This window comes from Enterobacter sp. Ap-1006 (genome assembly GCF_011752835.1).
Classification (GTDB): Bacteria; Pseudomonadota; Gammaproteobacteria; order Enterobacterales; family Enterobacteriaceae; genus Cedecea.
Map to the genome: position 1 here is coordinate 767,600 of NZ_VWWU01000001.1, position 25,811 is coordinate 793,410.

The window sequence follows — 25,811 nt, forward strand, 5'->3', positions numbered from 1 at the left end:
ATACCTTTAGAGGTTTTCACCCCTAACGCCGGAGGCGGCTATGGTTTATGTGGTCAGCGATGAAGTCCGGCGTAAGAACGGCGGTCCACGCATGATTGTCACGGGTTATTCCAGTGGCATGGTGGAGTGCCGTTGGTACGACGGATACGGCGTAAAGCGCGAGGCGTTTCGTGAGGATGACCTTGCGCCAGCGGAAACCAGAGAGCATCAGCAGGCTTGATGTGTCTGGTTTTTTAACGGAACCCGGCTATGCCGGGTTTTTTTATCATACGATAAGGCGCTTTTCTGCAGGCCAGCTTCGACAAAGCGCTGTTGCGGTGGCAAAATCCGTAAAGACTTCATTCTTCCGGGGTTTTCGGAAGGAACTGACAACCGCGGCCCGGGTCGCCCGCCAGGGAGAATCCCCCTTGATCGGTAATGCATTTGAGCGGTTTTTAAGCCGCTATAAAAGACCGCAGCGGGTGGTAAACCTCTGTTTTGTCGTTGTGTTTCTATGCTCAACGTTACTGACCTGGCGTGAAGTGGCCGTGCTGGAATCCGCCTATATTTCTAGCCAGCGTAACAGCCTCGATAATATTGCCACCGCGCTGGACCGGCAGCTGCAGCACAGCATTGATAGCCTGCTGTTTTACCGCAACACCATGCATTATGCGCTGCAGTCTCCTATTTCCACCGATATTTCACGTCGGGCGTTGGCGGATTTTGCCGTCCAGCGAACGCAGCCTTACTGGCAATTAAAGCTGGATCTTAATCGCGGGATGCCGATTAACGGCGTTTCCGACGAGTTTGTCAGCCACAGCCACGTGCTCGACCGCGATGAGCGCTGGCTTTATCCTGAGCTGGAGGCGGCGCTGGAGTTCAGCTACATCATGCAGCTTGCCGATGACAAGCGAGATCTGCAAAGACGCGTGTTTTATGCCTCCAGAGCGGGTTTCTTTCTTTCCAGTACGCCGCCGGAAAACGATCCGGGCCTGGTGTCGCTCTATTATCGGCTAATTGCCCAGCCTTATTTTGGCGCTCAGTCGCCGCAAAATAACCCAGGCCGTGGCCTTCAGTGGATGCATACCTACAATCCAGACACCCCAAATGGGCAGATTATTACAGCCTCGGTGCCGCTGGATCTTAATCAGCGCTGGTACGGCGTGCTGGCGATGGATTTTCCCGTCAGCGGGATGCATGCATTCCTTCAGGAGCTGTCTCACGATCGCTATGAAGGCACCGTGATGCTGTTTGACAGCCATTTCTCGCTCATTGCCACCGCGGCGGACAGCGCGCCGCTGGCGCCGGTGTTTAACGCAAAACAGCAGGCCGAGATTGCGCGCTCCATGGAAAGTGGAGAAGAGGGAGAGCTGCGGATGGACAGCCGCTTTGTGACGTGGGCGAAGCTGATGAATTTTGACGGCGTGTTGATCAAAGTGCATACCCTGGGCGAGGGCGTGCAGGGGGAATTTGGTCGAATCAGCATTGTACTGACGCTGCTCTGGCTGCTCTTTACGCTGATGTTGTTCATCTCCTGGCGGGTTATCCGACGGCTGGTCAGCAATATGTTGACGCTGCAGCAAACGCTGAGCTGGCGGGCAAATTACGATACCCTGACCCGGCTCTACAATCGCGGCGCCTTCTTCGATATTGCCCACGGAATGGCGCTGGACTGCCAGCGCGAGGAAAAACCGTTCTCAGTGATCCAGATGGACCTCGATTTCTTTAAAGGCATTAACGATCGCTACGGGCATTACGCTGGCGACAAAGTGCTGTCGCATGCCGCCGCGCTGCTTGCTTCCTCCCTTCGGGAAGAGGATGTTGCCGGGCGCGTGGGCGGGGAAGAGTTCTGCGTGCTGCTGCCGGGCACGAAGCTTCCGGAAGCGGCAGCCGTCGCCGAGCGAATTCGGCACCGCATCAATACCAAAGAGCTGCTTTTGCAGGCCGGACAGACTCTCACAATCAGCGCCTCGTTTGGCGTGAGCTGCGCCCATGAGCGCCACGATTATGATTTTGAGCATTTGCAGTCCATTGCCGACCGGCGGCTGTACAGGGCGAAGCAGAACGGACGCAACCAGGTTTGCACCCAGGACTGATTTTCCGTCGGGCATGGCCGCTATATCATATAAGCGTTGCTGATGTTTTATTCGCTTATCGAAGAGGGCGCTCGCTAAAGCAGGCGTAATGTTTTTGTCACGTAGTGGGCCAGCCAGAGGCGCGTTTATTTTTTATTCGTCCCTGTACGGCAGGCGAAATCAGAACGTTTAGTTTAGGATAAATCTTAATTTATTCAGCGCTCAAATGGCCATTTGGTGCGGGCATCAGGTTTAAAAAAACGATTTAACAAGGCATTGGGCTCAAATTGATTGCGTCAATGAGTGCAGTTATAGACATTCCTGAAAAGAATATATCCTTGTATTCAATAAAATTTAAGGTAATGTGGTCCACACATCAGATTTCCTGATGTAACGAATTTCAAGTGCTTCTTGCTTCAGCAAGTTTTCATCCCGGCTCCCCGGCCGGGATGCTTTTCTTAGCGGTTAATTTCATTCACGCTAAAATCCCGAATATCCAGCTCAAAAGCATCCGCCAGCTCCTTATAGCTATGCCAGTCTCGCCCATCCACGCTCACTCGCTGCGGGTGTTCCTCGCTGCTGGCGTGCCGGATATCGCTTTCGCTAATTTCGTTGATGGCGGCAAGCAGTGCGTCAACATCCACTTCCGTTGTCTGATGCGCCGCGCTGCCGCTGATTTTCACGCTCTTCATGACTTTGCCCTCGCTGACTACCACCCTTAAGTATAGCCGTTTCAGATAATGCGCCAGGTGGCCCGGAGTAAGGGCGCTCAAGGTGTTTTTGATCTACAATGGCAGGCAATGTCTCTGGAGGAAATAACCATGAAAATCAATGATCGGGTGACCGTAAAGACCGATGGCGGCCCGCGGCGTTCGGGGGTCGTTCTGGCGGTGGAGCCATTTAACGAAGGAACGATGTATCTTGTGTCGCTGGAGGATTATCCACTGGGGATCTGGTTCTTTAATGAGTCAGGCCACCCGGACGGCATTTTTGTGGAGCGCGACGAGTAGGGTAAAGGATGTATGACCCTCACCCCGGCCCTCTCCCCGGAAGGGAGAGGGGGAGGGGCAGTCTTTACACCACGCTAGGCACAATAATCGCCGCAAAAATCACCGTAATCACCGAATATTTCATCGCGTAATACACTTTCCGGTTTCTTTTCTTCAGGTTTTGCCCGCTGTCGCGCAGCGCGTGAACATACTTGAAGATGCGGTTCAGCCCGCCGGTGCGGTCGCTGTCGCTATTTGGCGAGCTGGCGGCTGACATCAGTGTGGTGCCTACCCAGTGGTTAACGGCCTGCGCCCAGCGCCATTTCATCGGGCGCTCAATATCGCAGAACAGAATAATACGGGTCTGTTCGCTCTTATTTTCCGCCCAGTGTACGTAGGTTTCATCAAAAATTACCGCTTCGCCATCGCGCCAGCTGTGGCGCTGTCGGTCGACTTCAATAAAGCAGCGGTCGTCGTTGGGCGTGGCAAGCCCAAGGTGGTAACGCACCGATCCGGCATACGGATCCCGGTGCTTGCCCAGGTAAGAACCAGCAGGGAGTTCGGCGAACATCGCCGCTTTGACAGACGGAATTTCGCTGACCAGCTTTGTGGTGATCGGGCAAAGCTCATGCGCAGACGGGTGTGCATCGCTGTACCACTTCAGGTAAAAACGCTTCCAGCCCCGCTTGAAGAACGTATTAAACCCGGCATCGTTGTGGCTTTCTGCCGCTTTAATGTGGCCCTGCAGGCGCAGCGCTTCCTCTCGAATGATTTCCCAGTTGTCCGTCAGCTTTTGCAGTTCCGGAAAGTCACTGGTCGGGAAATACGGCTGTTCAGGCGGCAGACGCGAGAAACGCGTCATGAACATATTGACCGGGGCCATAAAGGTCGAGTGGTCAAAAAGCTGGCGGGAAAACTTCTGTTTTTCGACACCGCGGGAGTGGGCGTAAAAGACGCTGATAATAAAAATGCCAAGAACAATAACGGCTACCATAGCAACAAATCTCTCCATGTATACTTGTATGGCGTAAGTCTAGTGAGATTTTTCTGCTTTTTTTAGCAAAGGTTGCGGTTTTGTTACGGGAAAGAGTGTCGTTTAACTTGTATTTAATCTCTGACGGGCGTCAGAGATTAAATACTGCGGCCAAAGTGGCGTAGGGATGCAGAGTAAGTCAGCTACCGGAGGTTAACAAAAATACCGTTGGTGACGTTGTCGGTGAGGCGAACTACATGATATATCACCTGCTTGTTATGGGTCTTGATTTTGCGTTTAATATTTCCTTTATGAGACGAAACGGTTTTTGCCTTGATGTTCATTTGATCAGAGATTTGAATCGTTCCCTGTCCTGACATCCACATTTTTAGCATGCTGGACTCTGTGCGACTAAGAGAAAGTGTCGGCAAATTAATATGTCCAATACATTGTGCATTTTTTGCTAAGTATTCCGCTAAAATATCGTCTAAAGATTCTGGCTTGATGGATTTCGAGCTGATCAGCAGATTTTCTCTGACCAGAAGATATTCATCAAAGTGAATATTAGCAATCGCCATAAAGACTAAAAATAGCGTCCCTGGATGTTGATTAATGATCTGCTTAATTCTCTGACTGCTTTCCGGGTCATGAATAAAACAGTCTTCATTAATAAACACCACGCTGGGTGCCTGCGACTGGCATGCCTGTGCCAGCTGTTCTACCGTTTCTACATCTGCAATATGCCGTTTTCTAACCCCGCGGCTGGCTAAGTAGCCGACAAGCCCCAGCCGGGTATAGCTGCATAAGTCCATAATAATCGTTGACATAGCAAACCCTCACTAAGCGCGTTATACCCGTAATAATCAGGAGCGCAGATTGAAAGCTGTACTGGTTTTGTACTGCGAGTGACAATGTCAGTCCCAGGGCAAAGCCAATCCGCCGCATTTTCCGCAGTTCTAATTATTTATGGGTAACCATTATTAATAATTTAAAAGGCGAAATCACTATCCCGGAAAGTTGCCTATAATTTGCCAGGAATGTTCTTAAAGTAAAGTGAATGTTGTGTATTGTGAGCAAGGTAAAAACTTATATTCCGCGCCAGATATATCTTGGCGGATGTTATTAACATATTTTTTTAGGAATATCCTCAGAGAGGCAGTATGAAAATCAGGGTTATTAATTTGCGGGGATTTCACTGACAATATCCGCGAGCAGATCAAAAATCTCGCCGAATAAATGTTCGGTAAAGGGGGCGATAAGCGGCATCATTACCATAAAAATAAGCATGCCGATAGATAAGGTGACGGGGAAACCGATAACAAATACCGATAGCTGGGGAGCCATACGGTTTAACAGTCCCAGGGCGACGTTAAGCGTTAGTAACAAAGTGATTAACGGCAGGGCCAGCATCAGGCCATTGAGAAAGATCAGACCGCCCGCTCGGGTCAGCGCCATAAACGCGTTGCTGTTGATCGGCTCACCGCCGATAGGCAGGGTATGAAAAGTATCGACCAGCATCGAAATCAGCCATAAATGGCCGTTAAAGGTCAGGAACAGCAGCATCGCCAGAATATCAAGAAAGCGGGCCAGAACCGGCATATTGAGGCGGCTGCCCGGATCGAAGAAGGTGGCGAAAGAGAGCCCCATTTGCAGGCCCACAAGTTCCCCGGCGGTACGCACGGCAGCAAAAGCGAACTGCATCGTAAAACCCAGCGCCACACCGATAAGAATTTGTTGTATTGCCAGCCAGAAACCCGCGGCGGAAAAAATCGTCACGCCGGTTGCAGGCAGGGAAGGCGCGATGATAAAGGTGATCATCAGCCCGAGCCCAAGCTTAACCCGCTTGGGGATCGACCGCTCGCTCAGGATAGGGGCGGTCATGATCAGCGCCAGCACGCGCAGCAGCGGCCAGAAGTAGAGGCTTAGCCAGTTTAGCCACTGGGTGCTGTCAACGTGGATCATCCAATGGTGTTCGGCAGATTGGTCAGCAGGGAGCGCATGTAATCCAGCAGCAGGTTAAGCATCCACGGCCCGGCAATGACGATGGTCACGAACACGGCCAGAATTTTTGGAATAAACGACAGCGTCATTTCGTTGATCTGCGTGGCCGCCTGCAGCAGGCTGATAACCAGGCCGCTTATCAGCGCAACCAGCAGCAGCGGGGCCGCAAGGGCAAGGGCCACCTTCATCGCTTCGGTGCCCATCATCATGACCGATTCTGGCGTCATTTTCTTTCTCCGCTAGCTGTAAAAACTTTGCGCCAAGGAACCCACCAACAGCTGCCAGCCGTCGACCAGCACGAAAAGCATCAGCTTAAAGGGCAGGGCAATTGTCGCGGGGGGAACCATCATCATCCCGAGCGCCATCAGGACGCTGGCGATCACGAGGTCGATAATCAGGAACGGGATAAATACGGTAAAACCAATCTGGAACGCGGTTTTCAGCTCGCTGGTGACATAGGCTGGCAGCAGAATACGCATCGGCACGGCTTCCGGTCCCTGCAGCGGCTGAGTGTTCGCCAGACGTGCAAACAGCGCCAGATCGGCTTCACGGGTCTGGCGCAGCATAAATTCGCGCAGCGGCTGAGCGCCTTTATCCATCGCCACTTCCATCGAGATCTTGTCTTCGCTGAAGGGCTGGTAGGCGTCGGTATAAATTTTGTCGAACACCGGCGACATAATAAAAAAGGTCAAAAACAGCGCCAGGCCAACCAGCACCTGGTTAGGCGGGGCGGACGGTGTGCCCAGGGCGTTACGCAGCAGGCCAAAAACGATGATGATGCGCGTAAAGCTGGTCATCATCAGCAAAATGGCCGGCAGGAAGGTCAGGGAGGTAATAAAGATCAGCGTCTGCACCGGCAAGGACCAGCTCTGCCCGCCGTTGGCGAGGGGCTGGCTTATCAGGCCCGGTAATTGTGCGAAGGCGGCCGCAGGGAGGAGCAAAAATAGGCCCGGTAACGAGAGCGTCAGCAAACGTTTCATCAATCTTTCCCGTTACGTTTAAGCAGGTTCTTCATCAGTTTCTGGAAATCGGCAGGCGCGGGGGCTTTTTCAACAGTATCCGTGACCGGCGCAGGAGGCAGCGTGTGCAGGTGCGTGATTTGGCTGGCGGTGACGCCGAGGACCAGACGAGCGTCTTCGACGTCCACCACCACAACGCGCTCGCGCGGGCCTACGCTCACGCTGGCGCTGATGTTCAGCGACTTCTTTACGCCGACGCCCGCCCCGTGAAAACCAAAGCGCTTTGCCAGCCATGCGGCCACCAGAATAAAAATAACAATGCCGGCCAACGCCCCGCTGACCTGAACAAGCGGCGAGCTGGCGTTGACGCTGGGCTGAGTGACGGTGGCCTGGGTTGTCATTTAGCGGCTCAGGCGACGCATACGTTCTGACGGGGTGATGATGTCGGTGATACGCACGCCGTATTTGTCGGCGACGACAACCACTTCCCCCTGGGCAATCAGGTAACCGTTGATCAGAATATCCAGCGGTTCGCCGGCCAGTCCGTCAAGCGCGACCACGGAACCCTGCGTCAGGCGCAGCAGCTCTTTGATGGTCATGCGGGTACGGCCCAGTTCGACGGTCAGCTTGACCGGAATGTCCATGATCAGGTCGATATCCTGCACGTTGCCGGCAATGTCATTGCCTTCCAGCGCGCGGAATACGTTATCCGCGTTACTTTTCCCGGAACTTTTCTGCTCGTTTAACGCATCAGCCCACAGATCGTCCACTGAGCCTGCATTGTCATCGGACGGTTGATTAATATCACTCATTTGGGCTGTTCCTCATTCAGCGAATTCAATATCGGGTTGATCAAATGTTCGACGCGCAGGGCATACTGGCCGTTAATGGTGCCGTACTGGCTGGTCAGGACCGGTACGCCGTCCACGTGCGCGATAATACGATCTGGCTTTTCGATGGGCAGCACATCGCCAGGTTTCAGTTTTAGGATTTGGGATAACCGCAGCGGGATATCGGCGAAGTTCGCCACCAATTCCAGCTCGGAATGCTGCACCTGGCGCACCAGGGTGTCGCGCCAGCTTTGATCTTCCTGACGAGAGTTCTCCAGCGGAGGGTTCACCAGCAGCTCGCGCAGCGGTTCAATCATGCTGAACGGTAGGCAGATGTTGAACTCCCCGGTCAGGTTGCCAATTTCGACGTGGAACGGGGTGTTAACCACGATGTCGTTAGGCGACGTGGTGATGTTGGTAAATTTAACCTGCATTTCCGAACGAACGTATTCCACGTCCAGCGGGTAAATCGCCTTCCACGCGTCGCTGTAGGATTCCAGCGCCAGCTTCAGCATACGGTTGATCACGCGCTGTTCGGTGTGGGTAAACTCCCGGCCTTCCACTTTCGTTGGGAAGCGGCCATCCCCACCAAACAGGTTGTCTACCGCAATAAACACCAGGCTGGGTGAAAATACGAACAGCCCGGTGCCGCGCAGCGGTTTCAGGTGAATCAGGTTCAGGTTAGTTGGCACCGGCAGGTTGCGGGCAAACTCATGGTACGGCTGGATACGGATGGCCCCGACGGTGATGTCCGGGCTACGACGCAGCAGGTTAAACAGCCCCATACGGAACTGACGGGAAAAACGCTCATTAATAATTTCCAGCGCCTGAAGGCGCTCGCGCACTACGCGACGCTGGGTATTCGGGTCATAGGGACGAATATCGGATTCGCCCGGCGCCCCGGCCTTCGGCTCGTCGTTATTCTCACTGTCGCCGTTTAACAGCGCATCGATTTCGGCCTGAGAAAGAATACTGTCGCCCATGGACTTACCGCAAAATAAAGGCGGTATACAGCACGTCGCTGACTACCTGTTGAGGTTGCCCGGCGACCAGAGGCGGCGCCAGAGTAGTTTTAATCGCTTCCACCAGCTTCTGCTTACCGGCATCGGTGGCAAGCTGATTGGCGTCCTGGCGAGAGAACAGCAGCAACAGACGGCTGCGGACTTCCGGCAGGAATTCGCTCAGGCGCTGGCGGGTCGCTTCATCTTTCAAACGCAGCGTGACGCCGATGTACAACACGCGATCCGCATCACCCAGATTGACGGTAAACGTATCCAGAGCGAAGAACACTGGCGCAGGCGGTGGCTCAGGCGTTTTAGCCTGGGCTGTGGCTGGCGTTTGCTGCATGCGCCAGTAGCTGTAGCCTGCGGTGGCGCACGCGGCGAGTGTGATAAGAACCAGTATCGGCACCCAGATGGCGCGTTTACGGCCTTTCGTGATAGCGGTATCAGTCATTGAACGCTTTATTCCTGTATCGGTACTGCTGAATAGCAATTATCCCGTGTCTCCGGGCGGTCAAAGCCCGGAAAACACACGTTTATTGTCGCTAGCTCTGGCGTTTACCCTTTAACGGGGCTCAGGCGAAGATATCCACCGCGCCGTTGCTGCTGGCCAGACGCTGCAGGCTATCGGCCACCGGGAGCGGTTCGACGTCATTGCCATTAAGGGAAAAACGTTCCCCGCCGCGGGTGCTTTGCTGCTGTTGCTGCTGGCCGGACTGCTGCTGAGCGAAGCTTTCGCTGCTGATGTTGCTCTGACCAAGCTGGATGCCGCTTTCCGCCAGCGCAGTACGCAGTGACGGCAGCGCGGCTTCAAGCGCGGCGCGCACGTGACTGTGCGGCGACATCATCTGCAGCTGCGCCTGGTTATCTTCTAGTTTTAGACTAATTTGCACCTGACCGAGATCTTCCGGGTGCAATCTCAGCTCGGCGCTGTGCTGACCCTGACGGGTAAACAGCGTAACGTGCTGAGAAATCTGCTGTTGCCACTCATGGCTCCCTAACTGGGCGCTGATCGTCGGTGCCGTAGGGGTAGCGATGTGCGTTGTGGTTGGGGTTGCGACGGTGGCGCTGCTGATGGCTGGGGTTATCTGCGCCGTAACTGGGGCGGTGTTATTTGCCTGTGGCGCCGCGTTGTCACGGTTGTCAGGGGTGTTGCTAGCGACCAGTTGGGCTTTGTCATCCCCCTGCGGCTGGGCTACTGCCGGCGCGTTGGCAGCAGCGGATTTACTGTCCGCAAGCGTTGCGCCCACCGGGGCGGCTTTCTTCGCGCTGCCGCCAGCAGGCAGCAGGCTGTCCGCGGTATTTTTGCCTGCGGTATTCCCTGCCGCAGAGGTCAGGGCGGACAGCGATGCCGTGTCGGTAGCTGTTTTAGCTAGCGCCGCGGGCTGTGCAGCGGTCACGGGCTGAGGCAGCATCGCAAACAGCGCGCTGAGCGTTTGCAGCTCTGCGTCGCTCAGAGGCTTATCGGTTTTGGCGTCTTTCAACTCCGCCTCTGGCTTATCACCCGCTTCTGTTTTGCCGAGGGAGGTGAGCAGGGTGGAAAGCGCTTCAGGTTGCTCCGTTGAGTTCAGCAGTTCCGTCAGGGTCGCCTGGTCGTCCTGGGTCTCACCTTTGGCCGCATTGGCCGCGGCAACTTTGCTTAACGCCGCGCCCAGAGGCAGCGATTTGCCGTCCTCCAAAGCGACGTTTGCCGGCAAAGCTTTGCCCAGCAGCGTCAGGAAGTCTTCACCGAAGCCTTTGCCGTCCGCGACTTTTGCATCCCCGGCGGCAGCGGTATCGGCCCCGGTGTTTAACAGAATTTTTGGCAATGTGATCATTCACCTTTCCTCAATGTGGCCCGCTGGGCGTATTCGTCCATCTGCTTCTGATCGAGTCTGTTCTCTGCGAGCAACAGCTCCGCTGCCTTTCTGTCCTGCAGGGTTTGCCATGCCTGCAGGCGCTTTTGTTTTTCCTGCCACGCGCCCAATGCCTGATCAACTTTATTGGTCCACTGCATCAGCTGCTGGCGGTGCTGTTCGATGGCTTTTTCCAGCGTGCGTATAAACTGCTGGTAGTTCTGCCAGCGGTTGCTGGCAATCCCCTGGCTCATGTTGTCATTCAGGCTGTTGCTGTACTCAAACTGATAGTTAATCAGCATGTTGAGTTGCTCTTCCGCCTGCTGGCAACCCCGACGCATCTCCCCTAAACGAATCGCCGCTTTTTCCACTTCCTGGGCGGCGAGTTCACGCAAAGTATCCAGTGCGCTGTTTTGGTTCATGGTCACCTCTCATCAAACCGTGGGGAAAAGCGTCTCCAGTGCGAGGCTGGCTTCTTCCCAGTTTGCGCGTTCAAAAATGCCTTGTTGCAGGAAGGCTTCAAGATGCGGCCACAGTTCAATGGCCTTATCGAGCATCGGATCGCTGCCTTTGGCGTAAGCCCCCACGCTCACCAAATCACGGTTGCGCTGGAAGCTGGATAACAACTGTTTGAAACGACGTACCCGGGCGTAATGCTGCTCGGTAATCAACGATGTCATGGCACGGCTGATAGAAGCTTCGATGTCGATGGCCGGGTAGTGGCCAGCTTCTGCCAGGCGGCGCGACAGCACAATGTGGCCGTCAAGAATGGCTCGCGCGGAGTCGGCAATCGGGTCCTGCTGATCGTCGCCTTCGGTGAGTACGGTATAAAACGCGGTAATCGAGCCGCCGCCGTGAATGCCGTTCCCCGCACGCTCAACCAGCGCCGGGAGCTTGGCAAAGACCGAAGGCGGATAGCCTTTGGTCGCCGGAGGTTCGCCAATGGCGAGGGCGATTTCACGCTGGGCCATGGCGTAACGCGTCAGTGAATCCATAATCAGCAGGACGTGCTGGCCGCGATCGCGGAAGTCTTCGGCGATTCTTGTCGCATAGGCGGCACCCTGCATACGCAGCAGCGGAGAAACGTCCGCCGGAGCGGCAATCACAACGGAACGCGCCCGGCCTTCGGCACCGAGAATGTTCTCGATAAAGTCTTTTACTTCGCGACCACGTTCGCCAATCAGGCCCACGACGATCACGTCAGCCTGGGTATAACGCGCCATCATGCCGAGCAGGACGCTTTTCCCCACGCCTGAACCGGCAAACAGGCCCATACGCTGCCCGCGACCTACCGTCAGCAGGGCATTAATCGGGCGAACGCCAACGTCAAGAACATGTTCAATCGCGGTACGCTGGAGCGGGTTAAACGGGGCTGCACCCAGCGCGCCCATCAGGTCGGAATCCGGCGAAGGCAGCCCGTCGAGCGGACGGCCGCTGCCGTCGAGCACGCGGCCGAGCAGGGCGGGGCCGAGCGGCAGTTTTTTACCGCTGTGCAGGCCTTCCGCCGTCGCCGAGCGGGCATAAACCCGGGCGCCAGGCAAAATGCCTTCCACTTCTTCCAGCGGCATAAGAAACAGTTTGTGACCGTTGAAGCCCACGACTTCACATTCGACTTCGCGATCGTGCTGCTCAATGATGCAGGTCGCGCCCAGCGCCAGCTGCAGGCCAGTAGCCTCCAGGACCAGGCCGGTGGCGCGGGTCAGGCGGCCGTAGCGGCGAACGGACGGCAGTTCGACCATCCGCGCTTCAAAATTGTCGAGCGTGTTCAGCCAGCGGGTCAGGCGCGCGGTCATCAGAGCACTCCTGGCGCGGCCAGACGGCACAGCTCTTGCCAGCGAGTGGCCACGCTGGCGTCAAGGTCGCCTTCATCGGCGGAGACTTTGCAGCCGCCCTGATGCAGGCTTGGGTCGCCGCGCAAACGCCAGCCGTGCAGGCTTAGCGTGGCACCCAGCATCTCTTCCACCCGCTGTAAGTCATCCGGGTGTACGCGCAGCTGCGGTTTACCGCTGAACAGCGGTTCCTGCATCAGCAGGCCCTGAATCTGTTTGATCAGCGCGTTGTTATCTACGGCAGGCGTCTGGCCAATGACCTGCCGCGCGGCTTCCAGCGCCATTTGCATCAGGCGGGAAGCAATCACGCTGTCCAGCGCATCCAGCGTGTACTGGAATTCGCTCACCAGCTGCTGCATCCGGGCGTGAACCGGTGCCTGCTGCTGGCGGGCTTCATTGATGCCCTGTTCAAGCCCCTGCTGGAAGCCCGCTTTACGGCCTTCTTCCACGCCCTGATCGTGCCCGGCGGCAAAGCCCGCGCTGTGGCCCTGTTCTCGGGCCTGGGCCTGCATCATCGCCAGCGTTTGCTGGAGGTCCGGCTCGCTTTCCGGCTCTTCCTGATCGGCCGTCGCTTCCGGCATCACAATCTCTTCGAAAACCGGCGTAGGGAAGGCGAGATCTTCAGGCGTCCAGCGTTTCCATGGCAGCGTATTAGACATAGGTATCCTCGCTGGTGCCGATCACCATCTCGCCGGTTTCCGCCAGGCGACGCACGATAAGCAGGATAGCTTTCTGTTCGTTTTCCACCTGCGATAGACGAACCGGGCCACGGTTGGCAAGGTCGTCGCGCAGGATGTCCGCAGCACGCTGGGACATGTTGCGCAGGAACTTCTCGCGCAGCGCCTGTTCTGCACCTTTGAGGGCGATAAGCAGAGATTCGGACTCCACTTCCTGCAGAAGACGCTGAATGCTGCGGTCGTCCACGGCCACGAGGTTTTCGAACAGGAACATCTCGTCGATAATTTTCTGTGCCAGCTCGCCGTCGAAGTCGCGCACGGCGGTAATAACGGCTTCTTCCTGCTGGGTTTTCATCAGGTTGATGATTTCCGCCGCCGTCCTCACGCCGCCCATTTTGCTGCGCTTGAGGTTCTGGCCGTCGAGCAGGTTGTTCAGGACTTCGGTCAGCTCAGCCAGCGCGGCCGGCTGGACACCACCAAAGGTGGCGATACGCAGCATCACGTCGTTGCGCAGGCGTTCGTCGAACAACGCCAGAATGTCCGCCGCCTGGCCACGCTTGAGGTGAACCAGGATGGTGGCGATGATCTGCGGGTGTTCGTCGCGAATAAGGTCGGCGGCGCTCTGCGGCTCCATAAAGTTGAGCGTTTCGATGCCGCTGGTGGTATCGCGGGTTTCGAGAATATCTTCCAGCAGGCTGGAGGCGCGCTCTTCGCCCAGCGCTTTGATAAGCACGGTGCGCAGGTAGTCGTTGGCGTTGATGCTCAGTGCGGCGAACTGTTCCGCTTCCTGCTCAAATTCCGCCAGCACTTCAGTCAGCAGTTTGTTCGAGATTTGATGGGTGTTAGCCATCGCCGCACTTAAATGCTGTACTTCACGCGGGCTGAGGTGCTTGAACACCTCAGCGGCGCGGTCTTCGCCAATGGTCATCAGCAGGATGGCGCTCTTTTCTGTTCCGGTCATACTCATATTTCAGTACTCATCCATTGGCGGATCACCAGCGCAACTACGCGAGGATCGTTGTCGGACATATCACGAATTCGCTGACTCATGACTTCTGCGCTCAGGCGCTGGTTAGCTTTACGCTGCTGCTGTTGCTCGTCGCGGCTTAGCGTAACGGCCACGGCTTCTTCTTCGGCTTTAGCGCTCTGCTTCGCTTCGTTAGTGGCTTTCAGAATTTCCGCGCGGCGGGTGAGCTGTGGACGAATCGCTTTCCGCCATATCAGCCAGGCGACAATCAGCACAATCAGCCAGCGACCCGCTGAGAGCAGCATGTCGAAGAAGGCCGGAGACTTCCAGAATGGCAGGCTGCTGCCGCTGTCGTCTTCGGTGGCGGTGAACTGAGAGTTGACCACGTTCAGGGTGTCGCCGCGGGATTCGGAATAGCCCATCGCTTCACGGGTCAGGTTCTCGATCTGCTTCATCTGGTCGGCGGTGAGCGGTAAAGGTTTCCCGTCGGCAAGCTGGCGGTAGTTCACTACCACGGCCACGGAAAGACGCTGAATATCCCCCACGTTCAGCTTGGTGTGACGGATGGTGCGGTCCACTTCATAGTTGGTGGTTTCGTCACGCGAAGTATTGCTGCTGCCGTTCTGACCGGTGGTGCTGGTCTGGTTCTGCTGGCCGTTGTTAGCCTGCTGATTAGCCTGGTTGTTCTGCGGCGGCGTTGAAATGGGTGCCGTGTTTGCCGGCGCAGGCTGGTTGGAAAGCGCGCCCGGTACGCCGCCCGGGAACTGGCCATTGACCTGAGAGGTCTGGTTCAGCTGGCGAGAGCGGACCGCGGTCTGGGCCGGATCGCTATTAGGGTGATACTGCTCTTCGGTTTGTTCTTTGTTGGCAAAATCGATCTGCGCGGTGACCTGAGCATGCACGTTGCCGTTGCCCACAATCGGGCCAAGGATAGATTCAATACGGCGCTGGTAGCGGCTCTCTACGTCAGTCGCGTACTTGAGCTGGGCGTCGTTAAGGTCACGGCCTGCGTTGTTGGACTGCGTCAGCAAATGGCCACCCTGATCGACCAGCGTGACGTTACCCGGCGGTAAACCGGCCACGGCGCTGGAAACCATATGCACTACGGCATTAATTTGACCTTCATCCAGCGCGCGGCCAGGTTCGAGGCTAAGGGTAACGGAAGCAGACGGGGACTTTTGTTCACGAACAAACAGGGATGGTTTCGGCATGGCGAGATGCACGCGGGCATTCTTCACCGGGCCAAGCGTTTCAATGGTGCGGGCCAGTTCGCCTTCCAGCGCCCGCTGGTAGTTCACCTGCTCGCTAAACTGACTGATACCAAACTTTTCCTGATCCAGAAGCTCGAAGCCGACGGCACCGCCCTTAGGCAGGCCCTGCTGAGCCAGGCGCAGACGCAGGTCGTAGACGTTGTCTGCCGGGACCATGATGGCGCTACCGTTGTCTGAGAAGCGGTAGGGAATATTCATTTGTTGAAGCTGGGTAACAATCGCGCCCCCGTCCTGATCGGCGAGGTTGCTGTACAGCACGCGGTAATCGGGAGATTTTGCCCAAAGCACCAGGGCCACCAGCACGGCAACGGCGGCGGCACCGCCCACTATCAGCGGGATTCTGGGATTAGCACGAAGGCGATTTAACCACTCAAGTGTCTTGTTTTGCGGCGTTTGCGCCTGAGCAGCAGTGGTCATTCCACACCTCGCGGCTTAGCGTTGACAGAATTTTTAGAGTAATGAGTGAACAAGACTGACTCCCGGGTCGACAAACACGACAAAAGTTCCATATGGATGGCAGTGTCATTATTTTCGTTTCAGGAATTTTCGATGGCTGAATTAGCTCTATTTTTTACGTCTATTTAACGCCTTTATCCTATTGACAAGGTGGTAATCTTCCTCGGCTTAATACACATGGGGCGTAAAAATGGCTATTCAGGGTATCGAAGGCGTACTGCAACAACTTCAGGCGACCGCGCTGTCGGCGACCAATCCTGCGGCTTCGGCTGCCTCCGCGCCAACGGTAAGTTTTGCCGGCGAGCTGCAGGCCGCTTTGGGACGGATAAGCGAAACCTCCAACACCGCGCGTGCCCAGGCGGAAAAATTTGCTCTCGGCACGCCAGGCGTGGCGCTGAACGATGTCATGGTGGATTTGCAGAAATCTTCCGTTTCACTGGCGATGGGCATTCAGGTGCGCAACAAGTTGGTTGCAGCTTACCAGGAAGTGATGAACATGCAGGTTTAAATTTTTACAACCTAATCATCAACTATCATGCCCGATAGTATGGGCATGATGGGGCCGGTTTGCTTCATTTGAGGCGCAGGATGCGCGGATTGTCTGGGAACAATATTCGGGCCTGTCGCTGCTTTAACGATATACGCAAGTCGGTCTGAAGCTATATAGTTTGCGTCAGCTAGTGTATTAGCATTATCCCACCCCCGCGTTATCCCCACCGTATGATGACCGTCTGCAAGTCTAATTTGCGTTAAGAATTGCCGGTTGCAAACAAACGCCCAGAGATTAACGTCAGTTCGACTAATCTCACCGAGTGACGCACCAACTTTTCTTCAGGGATTTTCGACGGGCTGTGGTTTCTGTTCTGGAAATTGCCGGCCTGTTTCCTCGTAGGAAAGACAGGCCGGCAAAGATGCTGAGGTATATCAGGTAATGCTATTTAGATCCTGCTGACGACGGCTTCTTTCTTACGAGCAGGCAAAACCTTAGCCTGTTCGGAATTTTCAGCGGCAGTGAGTTTACGCTTAATGCCAGACAGGAATTCTACTGCCTTTTCGATATCATCGAAGGGGATCTGGTGGATAACATCCACAGGTAAATCCCACCACTTGCTTTCAAGTAAAGCGCTAATGGTCTCTTCACTGAAGCGATAGTCGATGACGTCAGCAGGGACCCCGGCAACGATAGCGTAAGGAGGGACATTTTTAGTGACAACAGCCCTTGCACCAATAATGGCGCCATCTCCGATAGTCACCCCATTCTTTATCCAGGCACCATCACCGATCCAGACATCGTTGCCGATGATAACTGGCTCAATGTACCAGTATTCATCATAAGTCGGCATTTCACGTGTTTTGAAGCCAAGCTCATCAAAATAGAAGAACGGAGATGACGACAAATAGTCTTTGGGGTGCTTACCGTGACCAATAACTACGCGCTGACCAATTGAGCAGAATGAGCCAATGACCGTGCTGACACTTTGAATATGCGTATCTGGTGCGGCATAGCTGTAACGCCCAACGTGTTGGATTCGCGGTGCACCCGGTTGCACAGGGTGTGGACAATGCTTTTGTCTTCTAAAGCAATTGAGATATCGCTCCCACAGGGGGTGAGGTTCGTGTACCTGCGGCACGACTTGAGGGACGATCACAGGCCGTGGCTGAGCCTCCTCCCAGAGGAGGTGCTTGAGGAGGTCGCGGACATCTTTCCTTGGGTGTATATACGAACCAAGCAACCTTTTATAGTGTCGATATCGAGTTATGGGTTCTGGGTAAACAATCGGGGGAGCAATTACCGGCTCAGGAGGCTTCGGTTTTTGAGTGCGCTCGATGTTTTCAAGGATAAAATTAATGTCGTAGTCGGTACGACTTTTTATAAAGTTCGAAATATGCTCGAGTTTTTCGATGCTTGCGCCTTGCTCTAAGTACCCATTAGCGAAGTACAGGGCTCTGCGCTTAATGAAAGGACAGAGATCCTCGACAAGAACACGGTCTGCACAGCTAATGACAAAGTTATACGGGGAGATATTCGCGTATTTCTCCATCGGAGAGAGGCTCGCGAAAGTGTATCCTTTATCAGTGTAATAAGGCGTTTGCGCTAATTCATGGAGATTAACCGAGTCGACATAGCTTTCGATTTTTGGCAGATTTTGCCAGTAGTTACGGAAGTCTCGTGAGGCGGTAAGGGATTTACGATACACCACAAAATACGATTGAAGGTGTTGAATATCGCGCTGGTCTTTGACCTTTTCGTTGTAACCGGCTAGCCCCCAGAAATCACAAGGCGTTGCGTCCATTTTTGAGAATGTGTCGGTAAGCGGGAAGAGTGGCCCAAACAAAGTAAAGTTGGTGACCAAAACTTCGTCAAATTCGCTCAAGTAGTCATAGCCTACAGTCTCGAATGCTGCTTTGTATGCCCAGGCATCCAGACCGTAATTTTCACGAATGATCAGCTGGTTAGAAACAGAACGAAGTTTTCTGTAGCCGGTAGGATTGACCTCTCCATTGACAACAACAATGATTTCGGAAGAGTGCTCTCCTAGTGCCTTCAGAGAGTGCATAACGTAATCATCAACGATACCGTCCTCATCCCAAAAGAAATAGACCAGTAATCGCTTAATACTTGCCTGGCGCGTGATGATAGACAAATTTTCCATATTTTACCTAATAGTTCAAATTATGCTTTTTCGAAAGTAACGACGCATTGTCGAGAGAGTTTTTGATTACTAACTAATTTTTATTTACTTCAGGCCGTGTCTGAATAGCACTGCAGGAGTGAAACTCGCTGTTTCCAGGTGTAGTAACGCAATGTATGGAAACTGTTTTCTCTGTCTGCACCGATTCAGGCCCGCAATATGCAACGTTTACGCAGCATGACGGCAAGGGGAGGCCGTGGCGATGTTATGCACAGCGCTTATAAGAGTGACTCAATAGTTTTCAAGAGATTTATTTAATAACTATACCGACAAACATAGGAATTTTCTAGATTTTAAAACCTAAACTGCACCACCAATTTTGTCACTCCCCCTCTCTTGAAAGCCCGAACTGTCCTGACTACGCCACCTGGTCTTGCTTTCATCTTCTCTGTAGGCGCGTTGGCCATGAAAGAGGTCTGTGATGTCTAAAAGCAGATAGCAAGGGCCTGAACGGGCACTTTGACGGGGGCTAAGGAGGCTGACACTTACACTCCGTCAACGACGTAAAGCGCCAATGCATTGGGGACCCTTAACGGTGAGAGCCTGTTTTCTGCTCTACATCAAGAAGGAATGTAACGACCACATTCAACATTAAATAATCAGGTCGCGTAAGTATTTACCGATAGTTTAAAAAAAGAACTGCACTATTATTTGATATCGCATTATGACTAAGAAATGTCCTGGTCTCTCTGAATGAATAAATTGCCGTTTTATCTGCCATCGCAGAATAAGATTCGTATTTATTTGACGTCAAAAGTAATTTCACTGCACTATCAGGACGATACCTTCAAGACACCGGAAGGGATTTCCGGTCTAAATGGGAGCGTCCTGTCAGCCTATGACCCCGCAACAAAAGCTAGAAGAACATTACGAGACATTAACCCCCGAGCTGCAGCGGGCCGCAGAGTCGAGCCTGCATAACATGAAGGACTTAATTGCGCTTTCGATGCGGGCATTTGCCGCACGTATTGGCGTCAAGCCCGCCACGCTGCTGCGCCTGGCTCAGCGTCTGGGCTATGTCGGCTGGGGAGAGTTCAAAGCCGCCGTTATTCAGGAGCTTGGCCTGAATATTGAAACCCATCAGGCAAGGGCCGAAAAGCTGGTCGATAAGGGCAGCACGGCGTCGCTCTATCAGGAAGTGTTTGACGCTCATGCGGTAAATCTTTCCCATACCGAGGCTGAAAATCCTCAGGCAATGGAACAGGCGGTTGATGTCCTGGATGCGGCCGAACATGTTTATGTGTGCGGCTTTCGGGCCAGCTATTCGGTGGCCTACACGCTGTTCTATATCTATCGCCTGTTTAATAAGAACGTGTCGCTTATCGACGGCCAGGCGAGCAATTACGAAATTTTCACCCGCGAACTGACGCCCAAAGATGTGGTGTTGATGATAGGGTTTGCCCCTTACTCGCGTGAGTCGCTTGACGTGCTGGGCGCGGCGCGGCAGGCCGGAAGCAAAATTGTTGCGCTGACAGACTCTCCACTCTCCCCACTCGCGAAACACGCCGCCAGCACGCTTTATTTCTCCGCGCACAGCCCATCGTTCTTTCCTTCCGTAGTGTCGGCCATGGGCATTGCCGAATGCTTGCTGGCGATGCTGGTAGCTAAACACGGAGACAGGGCGGTACAGAAAATTGCCAGCGCAGAGCGTTTCCTGCTGGATTCCGGGGCGTGGGTGAAGCCGGTTCGTTGAAAAAGGGCAGCTTTGCCCCTTTCATGATTAACGCTGAATAAGATAGCGAATGGTGGGGCCGTCCTGCTGAATATCCAACACCGTGTAGCCGTGGTTTTTGGCGTCCAGCGGGATGTTATTGATGGACTGCGGGCAGTCGCTGATCACTTCCAGGATCTCACCTTTTTTCAGCTGCGGCATCGCCTCCAGCGTGGCAACAGCCGGGTAAGGGCAGGGCTCACCTACCATATCCAGGCGGTAATCCGGGACAATGTTCTGACTCATGCGGTTTCTCCTGTTGTGGTGCCGATAGCTTGGTTTTTACGGCGAAAGAAGCGTTTTTCCCAGCCGACAATCAGCAGATAAGCGACGAGAAGCATCAGGTAAGTCACCAGCAGCCCGCCCAGCGGCCCAAAGGTATTCAGCAGGTTGACTTTATCCCAGCTGGTGGCCAGCGCCGGAGAAATATCATCCCAGAACCAGGCCAGCAGCGTAGAGCCAATCACGTTGCCGAGACCGACCCACCAGTAGTGAACCTGACCTTCAACCGCGCGATACATCCAGCCCGTTTCGCAGCCCCCGGCCAGCACGATACCAAAGCCAAACAACAGCCCGCCGATGATGGCGTTTGGCCCTGCCCACATGATTTTGGCTTCCACGCCAAGCTGAACATAGCTAAAGATGCCAATGGCGCTGGCCGCCATCCCCAGAATAATCGCTTTGGCCATGTGGGTACGACCGGTGATCCACATGTCGCGGAAGGCGGAGGTGAAGCAAATCTGTGCGCGTTCGATAAGCAGGCCAAAGCCGACGCCAAACAGCATGGCGAGGCCGAGTTTTGGCTGGTTTATGGCGGTGAAACCCGCCCAGCCGAGCATGCCGATAAACACCAGCATTCCCATACGGAAACGGCGCTTAGCGCGATCCGGCTGCTGGGTGAGCGGGGAGGCCGCGGAGACTTTTTGCAGTTTGACCGGAATGCGGAACATCGGCAGCAGCGTGAAGCGCGCGCCAAACCAGCAGCCGATGGCGGTGGCAAGGGCGAAGAACCAGGCGTGCAGCGAAAACTGTGGGATCCCGGTAAAGAACGCCGCGAGGTTGCAGCCCATTGCCAGTCGTGCGCCGAAGCCTGCAATGATCCCGCCGAGCACGGCCTGAATGATGCGGATGCGGTGCTGGGGCAAACGAAGCTTGACGTTATTGGCCCACAGGGCTGCGGCAAAACAGCCGCCAAACATGCCGATGATCATCATGCCGTCGATACGGGTTAGCGGGCTGCCGTCGAGGTGAATTAGCTTGTAGTAACCCCATTCTTCGGCGTGAATGCCCATCAGCTGCAGGAGCTGGCCGCCCCAGCGGGTGAATTCGCCGGTGACGGCCCAGAAGGTACCGGTGATGCCAAAGTACCAGGTGGAGAGGATCCCGGCCGCGATCACCGCGGGCATCGGTTTCCAGAAGGTTACCAGGTATTGGTGTTTAAAGGAGTGCCAGGTCATTTTTTTCGCCTCTGAACTCAGAAGAACGTGCCGCGAAGGGCAAAAGAGGGCGCCATCATACGCCCATCTTTTGGGCTTAACAGGCTGAAAAGACGAAAAAACAATCTGGATCAATTTTTGTGCCCCAGGCGGAATTGCTGGCATGCATTGGGCTTTAATGCCAGAATTATTTTTTCTCCGCAGTCAGGATAGACGATGAAGAAGCTTTTAGTATTGGCGGCGCTGGTAGCACTGAGCGGCTGCACCGAGATCAGAGATTATAAGCAGGTCGTTCGTACCGAAGCACCGGCGGGTATGGCAGGCTACTGGCAGTCCAGCGGGCCACAGAGCGAGCTGGTTAGCCCGGAGGCGATTGCTTCGCTGGTGGTCACGCCGCAGGGCGATACGCTGGATTGCCGCCAGTGGCAGCGGGTGATTGGGGTTCCGGGTAAGCTGACGCATTTGTCTGGCGATCTGCGTAATGTCACCGTCAAGCGTGAGATTTACGACATCGGCCTTAACGGCGACACGCTGGAGTACGCCGGGATGACGTTGAAGCGTGTGGATCGTTTAACGCCGGAATGCGCTGATTTTCTTGCTAAAAACCCTTTGGGCGGAGAGTTATCCAAAGAGAAAAAATAATGCCCTGGCCCTCTCCCGAAGGGGGCGAAGGGATTTTAGTGTACAAAATTTTGGCTATAATTTCTCCCTCTCTTTGGGCTGATGAACCCGTATTATCACGATAAGGTTCTGCCGCTCTCCAAAAAAATTCAGGCTCCATATAGTCATTACCTTTCTTAAAAAACCAGTCATTGGTCATGGTTATCACTATTTATCACACATAGATTATCATGATGAAACAACCCCATAGCACCTCGTCGCATGCCTCTTTATTCAGGCCGGTTAAAATTTACGGTCGTGCGATTAAATCCATAGTCTTAACTTTCTTGCAGTATAGGGGGTTAAATTAAGTTAAGACTTATACCCTCTTAATTAAGAGGAAAGATATTAAACAATCTTTAAAAACATAAACATAATGCGTCAAAACAAAATTTAATGGTGATAGTTATGTCTGCGGATGAAAGAAGAGAAGCTGTGGCTGAGATTGTTTTTCTTAGCATTCTGGCGGGGATGACTTGTCTGTGGCGGAAAATGCAATGGCTGAGTTCCGTTCAGGAAAAAACAATAAGGACATATAATGTATATCAGGCAAGGCTGTAATCTCTCACTTAATAATAAGCCTATGTTTTATGCAATAAAACTGGCAGCACTGTCCGGTACTCTTCTGTTGGCAATGACATCGGTGGTCAGAGCCGCAACGGTGGACGTGACCACCGAATTTATTGCCGACCTGTCGCAGCCGCAGAAGAATGCCTTTGTAAATACTACACCGGTCTCAGGATTTTGTGCAGATCGTCCTCAAGATTGTGAGCCGAGGGATTTTAGTATTTTGATCTCCGGTTTAACCGGTGAGAAATACTTTGATTACGCGTCTGCGGATTTGATAAAAAATCATGTATCAATATCACTCGATGGGGTAACAAGAGATGTGGTATTAACCGATCCTAAAACAGGGAATACGCTTGAGAGTCAGTTTCGGCTTGCCTTTTTTGGTATGCGGCACAACAGACTGGATGCCAGCAATGGTCATCTGTTTAACGCCATGACTGGCACAGGTGCTAGCCCTTCCGGTGGATGCTCGGGGCGAATAGGGTCTGGTGGTGATTCTTGGTACACACATGCATGGGGTGTGCCAGAGGCAAAATTAACTTGCTACCGTAAACTTAGCGATGACGGTAAGTTTCAGGGAAATGTCCGCATTGACAACTTCAGCTTTGGCTATAATTTAACGACGCCGAATCCACTGGCCGTTTATTCCGGGGACTATGAAGGTGAGGTGGTTTATACCGTTGGTGAGGGAGGGGATATTAACTTTAATACCGAGACGACCTCCGACAGCGAAATTCGAATCAAAATAAAAGCCACCGTTCGTCATGCGTTCAAGTTCTTCCTCGCACCGGGCAGTGAAAACGTCAGCCTGGCTCCCAAAGGCGGCTGGAGCCAGTGGGTGAACGGTGGGCCGGTGCCGGACTTACTTAATAAAGAAGTCCCCTTCACCCTGTCGTCCACTTCTGGTTTCACCGTCAATATGCGCTGTGAGTATGATGTGGACGAGGGATGCGCGCTGCGCGACTCACCCACCGGAGAAAAAATACCGCTGGAGGTTGCCCTCACGTTACCGGGTTTTAAGGCGGAGAACGGCAGTGAAGTCAGAAATCTGTTGCTGAATTCATTACCGGCGGGTCATGTCATCCAGCCTCCCGGCAAGTTTGTGGTTGATCGTCGCTCACAGGTTGACTTCAGGGTCCGGAAACCCGGCGTTGAAACGATGATGAAATCCCCAGGATCAACCTGGCGTGGGGCTGTTACGCTGGTGTTTGATACTCAAACTGAATAGAGAGCGGAAAACCGAACGTTCTGTCGAAGATGGGTTATTCGGTATATTCGTTTAATTTTATTTTTAACGTGAGCCCGGCCCGTGAGGGCGGGCGAGGGTCGGAGCGAAGGTTACTCACAGCACATCCTCCAGCACCCAAACGCTAACGCTGCCGCCGTGACAGGTAAAGGTTGCGCTGCCGCCCGCGTCGGTGTGAATCGTTTCCTCGCGATTGCCGAGATAATCACGCCAGTTTTTCTCAGCGAAATCTTCCCCTAAGGTGACGTGCTTTTCGCCGTCATCGCCGTTGGACATGATGACTACGCAGCCTGGGGCTTCTGCCGTGCCGCTGCGGCTAAAGCCAATGCAGTTGGGGTGATCGAACCACAAAGTCTGCACACCGTGGGCAAAGCGCTCCCGCGCGTGAATCAGGTCATCCAGCTGTTCGATGACTGGCATATCAATGTGGTAACTCTGGCCGTCGCCGCCTTTATCGTCGTAGCTGGCGCCAAAAAGATCCGGGTAGAACACCGACGGTACGCCGTTTTCGCGCAGCAGAATTAGCGCATAGGCCAGCGGTTTAAACCAGGCTTCTACGGGCGCTTCAAGCGCCTGTAGCGGCTGGGTGTCGTGGTTAGCCACCAGCGTGACGGCGTGGAACGGGTCGGCCTCAACCAGCGTGCCGGTGAAAATCTGGCTCATGTCGTAGTCACGCCCAAGCCGGGATGCCTCATGGAATTTCATTTGTAGAGGGGCATCAAACAGCATCGTTTTGCCCTCTACCTGGGCGATGTATTCCAGCAGTTTGTCCACTTCATGGGACCAGTATTCCGCCACGATAAACAGCGGCGTTTCGGTCACGTCCTGGACGTGCTCAATCCACTCTTTATAAAACCAGGCGGGAATGTGTTTGACGGCGTCGAGCCGAAAGCCGTTGCACTGCGTCTGGGCCATCACCCAGCGCGCCCAGTATTTAAGCTCTTCGGTCACCGCATGGTTGCGGAAGTCGATATTGGCGCCCATCAGATAATCGAAATTCCCCAGCTCGTCGTCCACCTGGTCGTTCCAGCCGTCGCCGGTGTAGTCATTGACGATTTTGAAGATGCCGTCTTCATCGGGGTTTTCAATATGATCGACGCCGCTGAAGCATTTGTAGTCCCAGATGAACTGTGAGTATTGTCCGGCACGGGCGGGGAAGGTGTAGCGGGTCCAGGCCTCGCAGTCGATAACCTCCGGCGAGATCTCGTTGCGGTTATCGGCATTTACCCGGTTGACGCGGATGTGCTCTTTTTCGTCGGCGCCCATTTTATGATTGACGACAACGTCCAGCAGCACCGAAACTTCGTTGTCCCGCAGGGCTTTTATGGCCGCCAGCAGCTGTGCTTTATCCCCATATTTGGTGGCGATGCTACCTTTCTGGTCAAACTCACCGAGGTCAAAGAGATCGTAACTGTCGTAGCCAACCGAATAACCGCCCGCGCTGCCTTTATACGCAGGGGGAAGCCAAACCATGTTGATGCCGATGTCGCTGAGGCTGGCCGCACGGTCGGCCACTTCTGACCAGAGCGTTCCGTCGCCGGGGGTGTACCAGTGAAAAAATTGTAACAGGGTGGGGTTCGTCATCTTGTCCGTGCTCCAGAAGTCATTTAGCTGACCTCTGGAGTATGGAATAAGAATCGAAATACGACAGGT

26 protein-coding genes and 1 pseudogene are annotated in these 25,811 nt (G+C 54.1%); 7 read left to right on the forward strand and 20 right to left on the reverse strand.

Features of this window, described 5'->3' with window-relative positions:
- Positions 1 to 40: 40 nt before the first annotated feature.
- Positions 41 to 220, forward strand: a complete 180-nt coding sequence (locus F3J28_RS03560; RefSeq protein WP_008458110.1) for a YodC family protein — start codon at positions 41 to 43, stop codon at positions 218 to 220.
- A 187-nt stretch (positions 221 to 407) separates the two neighbouring features.
- Complete coding sequence (dgcQ, locus tag F3J28_RS03565; protein ID WP_166872866.1) at positions 408 to 2,075, forward strand: cellulose biosynthesis regulator diguanylate cyclase DgcQ; 1,668 nt, start codon at positions 408 to 410, stop codon at positions 2,073 to 2,075.
- A 437-nt stretch (positions 2,076 to 2,512) separates the two neighbouring features.
- Here the strand turns inward: dgcQ and yodD are convergent, their stop codons facing one another.
- A complete protein-coding gene (gene yodD / locus F3J28_RS03570; RefSeq protein ID WP_008458114.1) occupies positions 2,513 to 2,746 on the reverse strand; it encodes a YodD family peroxide/acid resistance protein in 234 nt (77 codons plus the stop codon).
- A 129-nt stretch (positions 2,747 to 2,875) separates the two neighbouring features.
- Here yodD and dsrB point away from each other — a divergent pair, with 129 nt between their 5' ends.
- Positions 2,876 to 3,064 (forward strand): protein DsrB, encoded by a 189-nt coding sequence (dsrB, locus tag F3J28_RS03575; RefSeq protein ID WP_205247070.1) that lies wholly within the window; start codon positions 2,876 to 2,878, stop codon positions 3,062 to 3,064.
- Positions 3,065 to 3,128: 64 nt separating this feature from the next.
- Here the strand turns inward: dsrB and lpxO are convergent, their stop codons facing one another.
- From lpxO to fliF, 15 genes and pseudogenes are all read right to left on the reverse strand, one after another.
- Complete coding sequence (gene lpxO, locus F3J28_RS03580; protein WP_008458118.1) at positions 3,129 to 4,037, reverse strand: lipid A hydroxylase LpxO; 909 nt, start codon at positions 4,035 to 4,037, stop codon at positions 3,129 to 3,131.
- Between the two features lie 182 nt (positions 4,038 to 4,219).
- Complete coding sequence (rcsA, locus tag F3J28_RS03585; protein WP_008458120.1) at positions 4,220 to 4,843, reverse strand: transcriptional regulator RcsA; 624 nt, start codon at positions 4,841 to 4,843, stop codon at positions 4,220 to 4,222.
- A 342-nt stretch (positions 4,844 to 5,185) separates the two neighbouring features.
- Positions 5,186 to 5,978, reverse strand: a pseudogene (gene fliR, locus F3J28_RS03590) (flagellar biosynthetic protein FliR); the annotation flags it as partial.
- On the reverse strand, positions 5,975 to 6,244 hold the full coding sequence (fliQ, locus tag F3J28_RS03595) for a flagellar biosynthesis protein FliQ (RefSeq protein WP_008458124.1): 270 nt from the start codon (positions 6,242 to 6,244) through the stop codon (positions 5,975 to 5,977). The pseudogene fliR and the gene fliQ, both read right to left, overlap by 4 nt.
- 12 nt (positions 6,245 to 6,256) lie before the next feature.
- Positions 6,257 to 6,997: a flagellar type III secretion system pore protein FliP gene (gene fliP, locus F3J28_RS03600; protein ID WP_166872873.1), complete on the reverse strand. Its 741-nt coding sequence runs from the start codon at positions 6,995 to 6,997 to the stop codon at positions 6,257 to 6,259.
- Positions 6,997 to 7,377 (reverse strand): flagellar biosynthetic protein FliO, encoded by a 381-nt coding sequence (gene fliO, locus F3J28_RS03605; RefSeq protein WP_166872876.1) that lies wholly within the window; start codon positions 7,375 to 7,377, stop codon positions 6,997 to 6,999. Before fliO ends, fliP begins: the two co-directional genes overlap by 1 nt.
- On the reverse strand, positions 7,378 to 7,788 hold the full coding sequence (gene fliN / locus F3J28_RS03610) for a flagellar motor switch protein FliN (RefSeq protein WP_126355780.1): 411 nt from the start codon (positions 7,786 to 7,788) through the stop codon (positions 7,378 to 7,380).
- Positions 7,785 to 8,789: a flagellar motor switch protein FliM gene (gene fliM, locus F3J28_RS03615; RefSeq protein ID WP_166872879.1), complete on the reverse strand. Its 1,005-nt coding sequence runs from the start codon at positions 8,787 to 8,789 to the stop codon at positions 7,785 to 7,787. Before fliM ends, fliN begins: the two co-directional genes overlap by 4 nt.
- Positions 8,790 to 8,793: 4 nt before the next feature.
- Positions 8,794 to 9,261, reverse strand: coding sequence for a flagellar basal body-associated protein FliL (fliL, locus tag F3J28_RS03620; RefSeq protein WP_008458135.1), 468 nt, complete (start codon positions 9,259 to 9,261; stop codon positions 8,794 to 8,796).
- A gap of 121 nt (positions 9,262 to 9,382) precedes the next feature.
- Positions 9,383 to 10,624, reverse strand: a complete 1,242-nt coding sequence (locus F3J28_RS03625; protein ID WP_166872882.1) for a flagellar hook-length control protein FliK — start codon at positions 10,622 to 10,624, stop codon at positions 9,383 to 9,385.
- Positions 10,621 to 11,064, reverse strand: coding sequence for a flagellar export protein FliJ (fliJ, locus tag F3J28_RS03630; RefSeq protein ID WP_166872885.1), 444 nt, complete (start codon positions 11,062 to 11,064; stop codon positions 10,621 to 10,623). The genes F3J28_RS03625 and fliJ overlap by 4 nt, the downstream gene beginning before the upstream one ends.
- A 12-nt stretch (positions 11,065 to 11,076) precedes the next feature.
- Positions 11,077 to 12,435, reverse strand: a complete 1,359-nt coding sequence (gene fliI / locus F3J28_RS03635; protein WP_008458141.1) for a flagellar protein export ATPase FliI — start codon at positions 12,433 to 12,435, stop codon at positions 11,077 to 11,079.
- A complete protein-coding gene (gene fliH / locus F3J28_RS03640; RefSeq protein WP_166872888.1) occupies positions 12,435 to 13,130 on the reverse strand; it encodes a flagellar assembly protein FliH in 696 nt (231 codons plus the stop codon). The genes fliI and fliH overlap by 1 nt, the downstream gene beginning before the upstream one ends.
- Positions 13,123 to 14,115 (reverse strand): flagellar motor switch protein FliG, encoded by a 993-nt coding sequence (fliG, locus tag F3J28_RS03645; RefSeq protein WP_166863136.1) that lies wholly within the window; start codon positions 14,113 to 14,115, stop codon positions 13,123 to 13,125. The genes fliH and fliG overlap by 8 nt, the downstream gene beginning before the upstream one ends.
- Positions 14,112 to 15,803, reverse strand: coding sequence for a flagellar basal-body MS-ring/collar protein FliF (fliF, locus tag F3J28_RS03650; RefSeq protein WP_166872891.1), 1,692 nt, complete (start codon positions 15,801 to 15,803; stop codon positions 14,112 to 14,114). Before fliF ends, fliG begins: the two co-directional genes overlap by 4 nt.
- A gap of 229 nt (positions 15,804 to 16,032) precedes the next feature.
- Between fliF and fliE the strand changes: the two genes are divergently transcribed.
- Entirely contained in the window at positions 16,033 to 16,350 is a 318-nt protein-coding gene (fliE, locus tag F3J28_RS03655) for a flagellar hook-basal body complex protein FliE (protein ID WP_008458146.1), read from the forward strand.
- A gap of 430 nt (positions 16,351 to 16,780) precedes the next feature.
- Here fliE and F3J28_RS03660 read toward each other — a convergent pair whose 3' ends face one another.
- Positions 16,781 to 18,496: a rhamnan synthesis F family protein gene (locus tag F3J28_RS03660; RefSeq protein WP_166872894.1), complete on the reverse strand. Its 1,716-nt coding sequence runs from the start codon at positions 18,494 to 18,496 to the stop codon at positions 16,781 to 16,783.
- 877 nt (positions 18,497 to 19,373) lie between these two features.
- Here F3J28_RS03660 and F3J28_RS03665 point away from each other — a divergent pair.
- Positions 19,374 to 20,228, forward strand: coding sequence for a MurR/RpiR family transcriptional regulator (locus F3J28_RS03665; RefSeq protein ID WP_166872897.1), 855 nt, complete (start codon positions 19,374 to 19,376; stop codon positions 20,226 to 20,228).
- A 27-nt stretch (positions 20,229 to 20,255) separates the two neighbouring features.
- Here F3J28_RS03665 and yedF read toward each other — a convergent pair whose 3' ends face one another.
- Together yedF and yedE are read right to left on the reverse strand one after the other, a co-directional pair.
- On the reverse strand, positions 20,256 to 20,492 hold the full coding sequence (yedF, locus tag F3J28_RS03670; protein ID WP_008459977.1) for a sulfurtransferase-like selenium metabolism protein YedF: 237 nt from the start codon (positions 20,490 to 20,492) through the stop codon (positions 20,256 to 20,258).
- Positions 20,489 to 21,703 carry a selenium metabolism membrane protein YedE/FdhT gene (yedE, locus tag F3J28_RS03675; protein WP_166872900.1) on the reverse strand — a complete coding sequence of 405 codons (1,215 nt, stop codon included), beginning with the start codon at positions 21,701 to 21,703 and terminating at the stop codon, positions 20,489 to 20,491. Before yedE ends, yedF begins: the two co-directional genes overlap by 4 nt.
- A gap of 195 nt (positions 21,704 to 21,898) precedes the next feature.
- Here yedE and yedD point away from each other — a divergent pair, with 195 nt between their 5' ends.
- Positions 21,899 to 22,324 (forward strand): lipoprotein YedD, encoded by a 426-nt coding sequence (gene yedD / locus F3J28_RS03680; protein ID WP_166872905.1) that lies wholly within the window; start codon positions 21,899 to 21,901, stop codon positions 22,322 to 22,324.
- Positions 22,325 to 22,880: 556 nt separating this feature from the next.
- Positions 22,881 to 24,140: a hypothetical protein gene (locus F3J28_RS03685; RefSeq protein ID WP_286177902.1), complete on the forward strand. Its 1,260-nt coding sequence runs from the start codon at positions 22,881 to 22,883 to the stop codon at positions 24,138 to 24,140.
- Between the two features lie 114 nt (positions 24,141 to 24,254).
- Here F3J28_RS03685 and amyA read toward each other — a convergent pair whose 3' ends face one another.
- Positions 24,255 to 25,742: an alpha-amylase gene (gene amyA, locus F3J28_RS03690; protein ID WP_166872907.1), complete on the reverse strand. Its 1,488-nt coding sequence runs from the start codon at positions 25,740 to 25,742 to the stop codon at positions 24,255 to 24,257.
- Positions 25,743 to 25,811 lie beyond the last annotated feature (69 nt).